10 protein-coding genes are annotated in these 11159 nt (G+C 51.4%); 5 read left to right on the plus strand and 5 right to left on the minus strand.

Features of this window, described 5'->3' with window-relative positions; genetic code table 11:
- Positions 1 to 354 precede the first annotated feature (354 nt).
- The 3 genes from aroA to moeB all read left to right on the plus strand — a co-directional run bounded on the left by aroA (position 355) and on the right by moeB (position 3438).
- Entirely contained in the window at positions 355 to 1704 is a 1350-nt protein-coding gene (aroA, locus tag AS151_RS13025; protein WP_071517498.1) for a 3-phosphoshikimate 1-carboxyvinyltransferase, read from the plus strand.
- Positions 1701 to 2159, plus strand: coding sequence for a M67 family metallopeptidase (locus AS151_RS13030; RefSeq protein WP_071517499.1), 459 nt, complete (start codon positions 1701 to 1703; stop codon positions 2157 to 2159). Before aroA ends, AS151_RS13030 begins: the two co-directional genes overlap by 4 nt.
- Positions 2160 to 2247: 88 nt before the next feature.
- Entirely contained in the window at positions 2248 to 3438 is a 1191-nt protein-coding gene (gene moeB / locus AS151_RS13035) for a molybdopterin-synthase adenylyltransferase MoeB (RefSeq protein WP_071517500.1), read from the plus strand.
- A gap of 227 nt (positions 3439 to 3665) precedes the next feature.
- Here the strand turns inward: moeB and AS151_RS13040 are convergent, their stop codons facing one another.
- Together AS151_RS13040 and AS151_RS13045 are read right to left on the minus strand one after the other, a co-directional pair.
- Positions 3666 to 4418 carry a DUF554 domain-containing protein gene (locus AS151_RS13040; RefSeq protein WP_071517501.1) on the minus strand — a complete coding sequence of 251 codons (753 nt, stop codon included), beginning with the start codon at positions 4416 to 4418 and terminating at the stop codon, positions 3666 to 3668.
- Between the two features lie 3 nt (positions 4419 to 4421).
- Positions 4422 to 5060: a DUF938 domain-containing protein gene (locus tag AS151_RS13045; RefSeq protein ID WP_071517502.1), complete on the minus strand. Its 639-nt coding sequence runs from the start codon at positions 5058 to 5060 to the stop codon at positions 4422 to 4424.
- Positions 5061 to 5638: 578 nt separating this feature from the next.
- Here AS151_RS13045 and AS151_RS23250 point away from each other — a divergent pair.
- Together AS151_RS23250 and AS151_RS13050 are read left to right on the plus strand one after the other, a co-directional pair.
- On the plus strand, positions 5639 to 5842 hold the full coding sequence (locus AS151_RS23250) for an RRXRR domain-containing protein (protein ID WP_343327433.1): 204 nt from the start codon (positions 5639 to 5641) through the stop codon (positions 5840 to 5842).
- 82 nt (positions 5843 to 5924) lie between these two features.
- Complete coding sequence (locus AS151_RS13050) at positions 5925 to 6140, plus strand: hypothetical protein (RefSeq protein ID WP_071517503.1); 216 nt, start codon at positions 5925 to 5927, stop codon at positions 6138 to 6140.
- A 3-nt stretch (positions 6141 to 6143) separates the two neighbouring features.
- On the opposite strand, the gene AS151_RS13055 is transcribed toward AS151_RS13050, so the two are convergent.
- The 3 genes from AS151_RS13055 to glmU form a co-directional block, all read right to left on the minus strand.
- Positions 6144 to 6569, minus strand: coding sequence for a hypothetical protein (locus AS151_RS13055; RefSeq protein ID WP_071517504.1), 426 nt, complete (start codon positions 6567 to 6569; stop codon positions 6144 to 6146).
- A gap of 417 nt (positions 6570 to 6986) precedes the next feature.
- The gene (locus AS151_RS13060; protein ID WP_084639571.1) at positions 6987 to 9566 is read right to left on the minus strand and encodes a CHAT domain-containing tetratricopeptide repeat protein; all 2580 of its coding nucleotides are present in this window, start codon (positions 9564 to 9566) and stop codon (positions 6987 to 6989) included.
- A 76-nt stretch (positions 9567 to 9642) separates the two neighbouring features.
- The gene (gene glmU / locus AS151_RS13065) at positions 9643 to 11007 is read right to left on the minus strand and encodes a bifunctional UDP-N-acetylglucosamine diphosphorylase/glucosamine-1-phosphate N-acetyltransferase GlmU (RefSeq protein WP_071517506.1); all 1365 of its coding nucleotides are present in this window, start codon (positions 11005 to 11007) and stop codon (positions 9643 to 9645) included.
- Positions 11008 to 11159 lie beyond the last annotated feature (152 nt).

Raw genomic sequence — 11159 nt, forward strand, 5'->3', positions numbered from 1 at the left:
ACTGCGAACATTGTGGAACATCCATCGACAGAGACTTAAATGCTAGTAAGAACTTAGCGAATTTGGCGGTGAGACCCACCGTGTAGCCTGTGGAGTAAGTGGAGCCGACTCCTTTACTAGGAAGCAGGAAGAAACCTTAACGTCTGTGAACGTTTGTTAGTGTTTTAGAGTCGGATAGCCCAGCCTTACGCCAATAGAATTCAACTTTAGTTTAGCGCGATCGAACGACCATCTAGTAGCCGTCGTCTTCACAAAACCAGCGCTACCAATCGTTACAGACCCGTTAAAAGCGTCCAAAAATCCGGTAAACTAATCGGCGACAGTTTATCCCCATCCCAACGAACCAACAATTTCATGGTGCAAATTACCGAACGAGAGCAACACGTAACCCTTCACCGGTCAGCCAGCGAAGATGTTGCCCTAACCGGAACCATTCAAATTCCCGGAGATAAATCCATTTCCCACCGTGCCCTTATGCTAGGCGCGATCGCCACCGGCGAAACCACCATTCGCGGCTTATTACTAGGAGAAGACCCCCGCAGTACCGCTGCCTGCTTTCAAGCCTGCGGTGCCAATATTTCCCCCCTCAACGAAGACCAAGTACGCATCCAGGGGATGGGAACCGGTCAACTCACCGAACCCGAACATGTCCTCAACGCCGGCAACTCCGGTACCACCATGCGGTTGATGCTGGGAATTTTAGCCAGCCAGCCAGAGAAATTCTTCACCGTCACCGGAGATCGATCCTTGCGCGCGCGCCCCATGGACCGAGTTATCAAGCCCTTACAAAGCATGGGTGCCCAAATTTGGGGTCGTCAGGGCGATCGCTTGGCCCCCCTCGCCATCCGAGGAAAACGCCTGCAACCCATCCAATACCATTCCCCCGTAGCCTCTGCCCAAGTCAAATCCTGCATTCTCCTAGCAGGATTAACCGCCGAAGGCAAAACCACCGTCATCGAACCCGCCATTTCCCGCGACCACAGCGAACGCATGCTGCAAGCCTTTGGTGCCTCCCTTGAAGTAGACCCCCAGCAACGTAGCGTCACAGTAACCGGACCCGCAGACCTGCAAGGGCAAACCGTGGTAGTTCCCGGCGATATCAGTTCCGCAGCATTTTGGTTGATAGCTGGTGCCATCGTTCCCAACTCGGAGTTGGTCGTAAAAAATGTGGGGGTCAATCCCACCCGTACCGGAATTTTGGATGCCTTGCAACAAATGGAAGCGGATATGCAGTTGGAAAACCAGCGTACCGTCGCCGGAGAACCCGTAGCCGATATTCGCATTCGCGCCAGCCAGTTGCAAGCTACCCAAATCGCCGGCGATATTGTTCCCAGAGCCATTGACGAAATTCCCATTTTAGCCGTAGCGGCGGTCTTTGCGAAGGGAACCACCATCATTCGCGATGCGGCGGAGTTGCGGGTTAAAGAAAGCGATCGCTTGACGGCTATGGCGCAACAACTCAACCGCATGGGTGCCCAAGTCACCGAACTGCCAGATGGTTTAGAAATCACCGGCGGAACGCCTTTGCAGGGAACCCAACTAGAAAGCTACGACGACCATCGGGTAGCCATGAGTTTGGCGATCGCAGCTCTCAACGCCGCCGGAACCACCACCATCGGCGGTGCCAGGGCAGCCTCCATTTCCTATCCCCATTTCCTACAAACATTGCAAACCATTGTTGCCGGAGGAAACAGCCAATCTTGACCTTACAAACCCCCGCCAAACATCTGGAAGCCATTCGCCAGCATGGAGAAACCACCTATCCCTACGAATGTTGTGGTTTGCTGTTGGGAACCCGGCAAGACAACGGCGAAATTCTGCAAGAAACTTTCCCCGTAGAAAATGTATGGGGAGAAACAGCAACGGATGTATTTGAAGCCGATGCCAATGCCACCAAAGAACGCCAATACACCATCGACCCCAAAATCATGGTACAAGTCCAAAAAGACGCCCGCGATCGCGGTTGGCAAATCATTGGCATTTACCACTCCCACCCCAACCATCCCGCCGTTCCTTCAGAATTTGACCGCAAATATGCCTGGCCGGAATTTTCCTACATTATTGTTTCCATTCGCCAAGGAAAAGCCACGGATTTGTTTAGCTGGCGCTTGGATCCGCAGCATCAATTTCAGCGTGAAGAAATTGAAATTTTGTCTTAAAATTGATTTACAATAAAGTATAATGAACATCCTAATTGTCTCGGACGCTTTGCACGCCGAACATGCCTAACTCCAACGTCTCTTAACTATGCTCAATCCCAATCTCGACGAGATTCAACTGACGCGAGAAGAATACGAAAGATATTCCCGCCACCTCATCCTGCCAGAGGTAGGTGTGGAAGGACAAAAACGCCTGAAAGCCGCTAGCGTCTTGTGTATCGGTACGGGTGGTTTGGGGTCTCCCTTGCTGCTGTACCTGGCGGCAGCCGGTGTGGGACGCATCGGCATTGTGGATTTTGACGTAGTAGACCGTTCCAACCTGCAGCGACAGGTCATCCACGGCAGCCACTGGGTAGGCAAACCCAAAACGCAATCGGCAAAAGAACGCATTTGGGATATCAACCCTGCCTGCCACGTGGATGTACACGAAACCCGCCTCAGTTCGGAAAACGCCCTGGACATTCTCGAACCCTACGATGTGGTAGTAGACGGTACGGACAATTTCCCCACGCGGTATTTGGTGAACGATGCCTGCGTTCTGTTAAACAAACCCAACGTCTACGGTTCGATTTTCCGTTTTGAAGGGCAAGCTACGGTCTTCAACTACGAAGGCGGACCCAACTACCGCGATTTGTATCCCGAACCCCCGCCGCCGGGAATGGTGCCCTCCTGTGCGGAAGGTGGCGTTTTGGGCATTTTACCGGGATTGATTGGTACCATTCAGGCTACTGAAACGGTGAAAATTATTCTCGGCAAGGGAACAACGCTCAACGGTCGTTTGTTGCTGTACGATTCCCTACATATGAGTTTCCGGGAACTGAAGCTGCGACCCAATCCCGAACGTCCGGTTATTGACAAGCTGATCGATTACGAACAGTTCTGCGGCATTCCCCAAGCCAGGGCGGAGGAGGAACGCCAGCAGCAGGACATTTCGGAAATCGACGTGCACGAACTCAAGGAAATTTTGGATAGCGATCGCGATGACTACGTGTTGATCGACGTTCGCAATCCCAACGAGTACGAAATTGCCAACATTCCCAAAGCCCAATTGGTCCCTTTGCCGGAGATTGAAAGCGGTGAAGGAGTTGAAAAGGTCAAAGAACTCATTGATGGCAACGGGCAAGGGAACAAGCAATTGATTGCCCACTGCAAGATGGGAGGACGTTCCGCCTGGGCGTTGCAGCTTTTGAAGGAAAAAGCTGGCATTGAAGGGAACAACGTAAAGGGCGGTATTACTGCCTGGAGTCGAGAAATCGATCCTTCAATTCCGGAATATTAAGTTTTGTTTCCGGTATTTCCGGTTTGATTTAGCAAAACTGCGATGGTTGGTTTGTTTCTTGGCAAGCTACTATCGCAGTTTTTTATAGAGTCAGCACGGGAAGACTGAAACCGCTATCTCATACCAAATCCGATTCTCTCAACCACAAACGTACCCAGAACCGTACCCGCTTTACAAGGAGAACTACAGGGGATTCTAACTAGGACAGATTTGGTATCAACCCCTAATCAAGAAAACCAGCGCGCGCTCAACGCCAAAAATATCGGTGCCAGCAACAGAGACGGCAAAAACGACGCCACCCGAATTTTCCCCAAATCCAACAAATTGATACCAATCGCCAAAATACTCAAACCACCCACCCCCGTCACCATAAGAACGTACGGATTGTTATTGGGGTCAACCAAGGTATCGGCAAACACACCCGCCACCAGAGAAACCCCGCCTTGATAGAGCAAAATCGTCAAAATGGAAAAACCAACGCCAATTCCGTAACTGCTGGTCAGGGCTACCGAGGTAATGCCATCGAGGGTGGCTTTCACCGTCAGCAGGGTATCATCTCCTTCCAATCCATTTTTGAGGCTGCCAATGAGAGCCAGCGGACCGACGCAGAAAATCAAACTCGCCGCCACAAAACCTTCTGCAAATTTCCCTTGCCCGCGAAAACGAACTTTCAACCAGTTGCCCATAGCAGCCAACCGTTCTTCGATTTCCCACCATTCTCCCAAAATCCCCCCCACCACCATCGCCAGCAATCCCAAAACCACGCCATTGATTGGTCCTACCTCGACCTTGGTCAAATCGTCTGCCATAGTCAAGCCAATGGGTAACGTAGTCAAGCCGATGCCCTGGGTGATAATTTTCTGCATGCTCATGCTTAACCGCTGACGTACCAACAACCCCAAGCCAGTTCCCACCGCCACGGTAGCGATATTCATCCAGGTACCGCTGGTTTTTGCCCAAAATTCGCCAATTGCAAGCATAAGCTACGTATATTTTTTTTGAAAAACCACCGAGAAATTGTTGGCAGGCATCTCCACTGTTTCTAGAAACTCAAGTTGGTTTCCGTTTGCCACCTCGATAACATCTTCTAAATGGCGTATTCCCCACTCGGGATTTTGAAATTGTAGGGAAGCATGAAAACTCTCGTTGCTGGGGGCTGTGTGACCGCCGTGGCGTTGGAAAGGTCCGTACAGGTACAAAATCCCCCCCGGGGGTAAAATGCGACCGGCACCCGCCATCAACCCTTCTGTTGCCGACCAAGGGGCAATGTGAATGGTGTTGATACTGGCAATGGCGGTAATGGGTGCCACCTGCAATGCCTTGCCTTCCCCCCGTTCCACGCTCCAGGTGGCATCGCGTATATCCAACGCTAGAGGCGGATGGAGGTTCTTGCAAGGATATTCTTCCATCCAGGCAGCAATACTTGCCAGCAATTCCGGGTCAATATCGCTGGGTTGCCACTGTCTGGGTTGCAGTCGCGGGGCTAGAAAAATGGCGTGTTCTCCCGTACCGCTGCCTACTTCCAAAACTGTTCCTTCAGCAGGCAAAACACGTTGCAAAACTCGCAGAATCGGTTCTCGGTTGCGTTGGGTTGCAGGGGCAGAACGTTTGGCGTCGTTCATAAAAAGCGCAAGGGTCTAACTGTTGGTTTGTTCGTATTTTCAGATACAGTTTCTCATTCTAAAGCAAATTGCCCGGGCGGGCAGTTGGGGAAGTACACCATACTAGGCAAACTGAAAAATTTATTGCGATTTTTTGCAAAAACTTCTCAAACCAACCTTTGTTCTTATTTTCAATAATGGCGGGATTGTTTTTCCTTGGTTCCAAATTTTATGATTGCTAAAAATTTCTGATGACAGTGGAATGGTATAATAAATTGGTAGGTTGGCTTGCTGTTTTTTGGGGGGTTCAAGATAGGCATAAATGTCAGAGAATATTAACTTTTACAAAAAATCGGGATTTCTATCACAAAATCAGGAACAATGGAATTAGGGATAAGCAAGAACTTTATAGGTTTTGTCAGTACCCCCGGCTGAAGCACGGGGACTTCATGCCTCCAGCTTCAGGTAGTTGACCAGCCTAAGTCTTAACGAACTGACTATGTTTTTCAGCTCATGGCACCTACAAAGGCAGTACCGTTAGCCCAACCAGCTCTAAAAACATTGGCGAGGAAAATATTATCCGTTTGACGGAGATTCCCATGTCAAATTTGGTTTTTATCTTCGACACCAACCAGCGGCTACTTGACCCAGTGCATCCGGGGAAAGCTTGGCGACTCCTCAGTGCAGGAAATGCTGCTGTATTTCGCCGTTATCCGTTGTCTGGAATTAGCTACAGGTATTGCCAACCAATTCACCAAAGGGATGGTTATGCTTATGCGTTCGCTCATACTATAGGCGACTAAAGTCGCCGTTCGTTTTTCCTCCCTGCGCTAAAGCGACAGGGCTGCTAAGAAATTTGTTCTGAGAAATACTAGGGAGATAGCCATGCAGAGATATTTCCAAGAAGCCAACCGACACTCAAACCAAGATGGATTTTTTTGCGATCGCGTTGCAAATATGCAGAAAAAATCCATCGGCCGCGAACGCGGCCATCGCCGTCGTCAACAAAAATCCTATCGCGACGAACGAGAAATTAACGAGCTTTTGGACCAACTGCCACAAATGCTAGATTCCCTGGAAAGTTTTCGCGAATCTAAATAGAAATTAGCCGTTGTTTTCTAGAGAAGCAGATAGGTTTTCCAGGGAATCGATCAAGCGATTGGCTCGATTTTTATAGGCGATTATTTGAACTGGTAAATCGGGCGATCGCAGGATTTCCCCAAACTGAAGCAGCTCTTTTTGTAGGGAATTCTGCTCTCCATCGGATAGTTCCGTTTTCCCAGCGAGGGTGGTTTCGTAGGGCTGCAAATGCATTCGTTCTTGACGGTAAATTTTGGCCAGGGGTGGATTTTTAGAAAGCAAAGAGCGGATGCATTGCAGCAAACAAGAATCTTGCCGGGCAATTTTTTCACCAATCGTATAAAGTTGCGGTTGCCAGGCCTCTATGGAAAGGTCAGAACTAGCCACCGCATTGGCAAAAGCTTGCAGGGTAATGGTATCTCGGGGCGTCAGTACAATCAGCGATCGCATACTTTTCAATTGATTCCTAAACGTGAACGCGACTAGGGATTCATGGCTACGCAATAGAATCGTAGCTTCTCCATCCTGCTACCACCAGAGGGAGGCGGCGCTCCCGCCTACTGCCAGGAACTTCTGCGGTTGCAGCACCCCAGGTCATTGCTGCCTGTGGGTAGATAGTTGAAAATACAATACCAACTTTTGGCCCGTTCCCTACCTTGATGAATCGGGTGATGCCGAGACTTGCAGGGTTGGTTGTCCCTCGCCAAGCCGGTCTTGTATCTACCCATATCTCCAGCGTTCTCGCCCTGGTGGGCAATAGTGCCATACGGGGCTGAGGTGATTATACCCCATCCGCCGCTAAAAGCGCGAATGACGCTTCGCGTTCATTCATAGAATGCGCGGCGGTTTGGCTCAACTTGAAAAAAACTAAATTTTACCAGCCAAAACAAACCCTGCCCAATAATACGGATGGGCGTAAGGGCAATATTCCGACCCCATTTTATTCGACCGACTGCGAGCCACATCAGCAGCAATTTCCAACTCCTCGCTACATTCGGGAGCTGCCGTTGCCAACCGTTGGGCTAAATCCCGCTGCCAAGTGGCCAAATCCCCATAGGTACGGGTTCGCAGCCACTGTTTGGCTTGTTGCAAAGCTGCCGCCGGCGAAGTGGCTTCTCGCAACAGTTGGTAAAAACGCACCACCAACAACGCCGTGGAAATTTCTTCTACCTGCCACAGGGTGTACAACACGTAACGAGACCCCTGCGCCAAAAAGACATTGGCAACTCCTATCCATTCTGCCGGCACTTCCGCAAGTTCGGATTCGGGCAAGTGAAGCTGGCAAGCAGACAAGCATACCAACGCCGAAGCCGTTACTTGTCCAAACAGTTCGCCCATGGATAAAAATTCCCCTTGAAACAATTGCCACCCAGAAGCCATGGGTTGGTGAGGATAGTGTAGAAAAGGACCGGCAAAATGAAAAATATCGCTTCCGGTGGCGAGGGTCGATTGCAAGGAACTGGCGGTACAGTCGCTGGCTGAGAGGCGGCGAGCTTGGGAAAACAACCCGGCAATGGTTGCTGTTTCAATTTCGCCGTAGCGAGCCATATCGGACCCCGGTTCGGCACCCACAAAAGCTTGGAATTCCCCTGTTTGGCGTTGGGCAAGAAGTTCGGCGGTGGGGGCATTGGGCAGTTGGGTAATGGCAAAATCGGGAAATAGAGCATCGAAGGGGAACAAGTGCAAAACCTGGTGGGGAAGCAACACCAGTTGGCTAACATCTTCCAAATGGGGGAGCAAGCGATCGATGCCTAGAATTTCGCTTAATTGTACCAAGCGATCGCTCATTTCTTGTTGCCAGAGATGAATTTGGTTGTTTTCCCGACCTGGTTGACCAAAAGCCTCGCCACCGGCAAATCCCTGAAAGAATGCTTGCAACCAAGCTTGTAGGTGAAATGGGGGCGATTCGTGGTGGTGGGTGGTCGTGGTGGTGGGGGAGGGAGAAGCTAGCCACGGGTCGGGAATGGTATCGCTGGCGGAGGAGGTAGTGGAAAAGGGGACCTCGATGGCAACGGGCGGTTGGTCGTGTTTGAGGATAAAAGCGATAATATTTTTACTTCCCAAGTACCAAGAAACCGCAGCAGTTTGGGCATCCAAACATTGCTGTAACCGTTGGTAGCTGGCTTTTTCGCTTTCGCCTACCCTGCGACCGTGGAGGGTTTCTTGGGCAGCGGCGTATTTTTGGGTTTCTGCCAGTTCCCAAGCGGCGATGGGATGGTTTTCTATCAGTTCCTCGACGGAAGCGTCGGATGCGATGGCTGGGGCAGCCGCTTCGCCGGAGTGGTCGGTAGGTTCGGCAGCTAGCTGGGATAGGTCAGGGGCCGATTTCTTGGAGAAAGTGGAGGTGGTCGTAGTCGCCTTGGCGTTGACTTCCACATCCAAAGAACTGACGTTGGCATTGGCTGGAGCAGGTTCGCTGGGGGCAGACTGCAAACCGATGGCTTGGTTGTTGGCTTCGATCGCTTCTTCGTAGCGTCCCAATTTTTGCAGAGCCACGCCTTTGTTAATCCAAGCTTCCCGGGAGTTGGGATTGAGTTGTAGTACTCGCTGCCAGCTATCCACGGCTTCTTCCCAGCGTTCGGTGGCACTGAGGGCGATGCCGCGGTTGAACCAAATTTGTACGTCGTCGGGGGTAAGTTCTGCCGCTCGGTCCCAACATTGTAAAGCTTCTTGCCAACGACCTAGGTGGGCACCCAAGGCAATGCCGCGGTTAAACCAGGTTTTGGCGTTGTTCGGACGAATTTCTAGCGATCGCTGCCAGCTGCGGTTGGCTTCTTCCCACCGCCCCAAATCGGCCAAAGCATCGCCGCGGTTTCCCCAAGCAGCAGCCACATCGTCTTTGATTTCTAAGGCTCGTTCGTAGGAAGCGATCGCACCCTGCAAATCTCCCAAATTGCCCAAAGCATTGCCGCGATTAATCCAAGCCCGGTAGTGGTTTTCATCGTACAGCAGCACTTGGTCCAACAGTTGCCGGGCAGCTTCGTATTCTCCCGCTTCCAACTTTTCCAGGGATTGTTGAAAGTAGCTTTCCACCTCGCCTGCAGGGAGTTCCCGTTCCAACAGTTGGGTGCCAATGCGATCGGCAATGCCGGCCAGTTCCGGGTGGCTCACCTGGGCAAATTTTTTCAAACGCCGGGCTAGTTCGTGGTTGGGAACCTCGGCTTCTACAAGCTGCCGTCCGAAATTTTGCAACCACGATACCCATTGTTCGTGGGAAACGCGATCGCGAAAGGCGTGGAAAAAACGCCGCACTTGGGTTTGGTTCCACCCTTTTTCCACCCCATCGAGCAGTTGCATGAAATAATTTTCCAGTTCTGTATTGCTCAGGGGGTCGGAACGAGAGGCAGACAGGGTAGAGGGAACGGGGGATTGGGAAACCGGTTGGCGGCGACGACCAAATAAGCGACGAAACATCCGCTTGAGCCACTGCCAAATTTTCCTCAGCATTCGCTACTCCTTGCTTGCGAGGGGATTTTCCTGAACAAACGCTTCGCCGATGGTGGCAAATCCCTCCTAGTTCCAGTTAGGTATTGGGGGAAGGGTCTTGGCGACGCCACCCAGGTTTGTTGACTTGCCGCGAACGAGCGATGGCTAGGGTATCGTTGTCTACATCATCGGTAATGACCGAACCGGCAGCAATGGTGACATCTTCTCCTATGGTAACCGGTGCCACCAAAACGCTGTTGGAACCAGTTTTGCTGCGATCGCCGATTTGGGTGTGGTGTTTGGCAACGCCGTCGTAGTTGGCGGTGATGGTGCCTGCCCCCACATTCACCTGTTCTCCTACCGTAGCATCGCCAATGTAGGAAAGGTGGGCGACGTTGGTATCATCGCCAATGGCAGCTTTTTTCATTTCCACAAAATTGCCCACCCGGCAGTTGCACCCCACTTGTACCTGCCCCCGCAAGTGAGCGTAGGGACCAATGCGGGCATTGTCTGCCACCTGGCTATCCGTCACCACCGAATAGGAAACCACCACATTCTTGCCCAGCTTGCTATTTTCCACAAAACTGCCCGGACCCAAGCGGCTGCCGGAGCGAACCACGGTATGCCCCCGCAAATGGGTTTGGGGTTCGATTTGTACGTCGGGTTCTAACGCCACCGTATCGTCGATGGTGATGCTATCCGGGTCGATGAGGGTCACCCCGGCTTCCATCCAAGCATCTTTAACCCGGTCTTGCAAAATGCTGTATGCCTCCGCCAGCTGCTTGCGGTTGTTAATCCCCATAATTTCTTCGGGGTCTTCCACATCCACTGCCATAGCCGGTTTCAAGGTTTTTACGGCATCGGTAAGGTAGTATTCCTGCTGCTCGTTATCCGCTTGGAGTTTGGGCAAAAATTCCGCCAAATCGGGCCAGTGAAAGCAATAGACCCCAGCGTTAATCCGCCGGTTCTGTTTTTGGGCGGCCGTACAATCGCGGTCTTCTACGATTTCTTTGAGTTGATTGTTGCCGTCGCAGAAAACCCGCCCGTATCCTTTGGGATTGAGCAGTTGAGCCGTCAAAATTGTGGCAGCATTGCCCTGGGATTTGTGGGTAGCTAGAAGCGTTTTCAGGGTGTCCCCCCGCAGTAGGGGAACGTCGCCGTTGAGAACGAGCAAATCTCCTTCAAATCCTTGTAGGTAGGGCAAAATCTGCTGAACGGCATGACCCGTACCGAGCTGTTCTTTTTGTTCGATAAACTCCAAGTTGGGAAAATGCTGCAACGCTTGTTTGACCTTTTCTGCCTGGTAGCCAACAATCGCGAAACAGCGAGATACTTCGATATCGGAAATGCTGTGCAGGACACGTTCGGCTAGCGATCGCCCTCCCAAGGGATGCAAAACTTTCGGGAGGTCCGATTTCATGCGCGTCCCGCGTCCAGCCGCTAAAATTGCTACTGCTACCATGACCAACAGTCCCTACAGGTAGGAATCCAGATTTTAGGATACACGTTTGTTGCGATCGAAATCTAGCATTTTGACACTCTCACGAATAGAATTCGTGAGATTCTCGCTTCATCGGGTGTGCCTAGATAGATTCGCTATGCTAACCCATCCCC

Origin of the sequence: Geitlerinema sp. PCC 9228 (genome assembly GCF_001870905.1) — a bacterium.
Classification (GTDB): domain Bacteria; phylum Cyanobacteriota; class Cyanobacteriia; order Cyanobacteriales; family PCC-9228; genus PCC-9228.

Bases quoted from the DNA above. Each gene is read 5' to 3' on its own strand.
- AS151_RS13055 (WP_071517504.1), bottom strand. From the start codon at position 6,569: ATGCGATCGCTGATTGTACTGACGCCCCGAGATACCATTACCCTGCAA.
- moeB (WP_071517500.1), top strand. From the start codon at position 2,248: ATGCTCAATCCCAATCTCGACGAGATTCAACTGACGCGAGAAGAATAC.
- AS151_RS13060 (WP_084639571.1), bottom strand. From the start codon at position 9,566: ATGCTGAGGAAAATTTGGCAGTGGCTCAAGCGGATGTTTCGTCGCTTA.
- AS151_RS13040 (WP_071517501.1), bottom strand. From the start codon at position 4,418: ATGCTTGCAATTGGCGAATTTTGGGCAAAAACCAGCGGTACCTGGATG.
- glmU (WP_071517506.1), bottom strand. From the start codon at position 11,007: ATGGTAGCAGTAGCAATTTTAGCGGCTGGACGCGGGACGCGCATGAAA.
- AS151_RS23250 (WP_343327433.1), top strand. From the start codon at position 5,639: ATGTCAAATTTGGTTTTTATCTTCGACACCAACCAGCGGCTACTTGAC.
- AS151_RS13045 (WP_071517502.1), bottom strand. From the start codon at position 5,060: ATGAACGACGCCAAACGTTCTGCCCCTGCAACCCAACGCAACCGAGAA.
- aroA (WP_071517498.1), top strand. From the start codon at position 355: ATGGTGCAAATTACCGAACGAGAGCAACACGTAACCCTTCACCGGTCA.
- AS151_RS13050 (WP_071517503.1), top strand. From the start codon at position 5,925: ATGCAGAGATATTTCCAAGAAGCCAACCGACACTCAAACCAAGATGGA.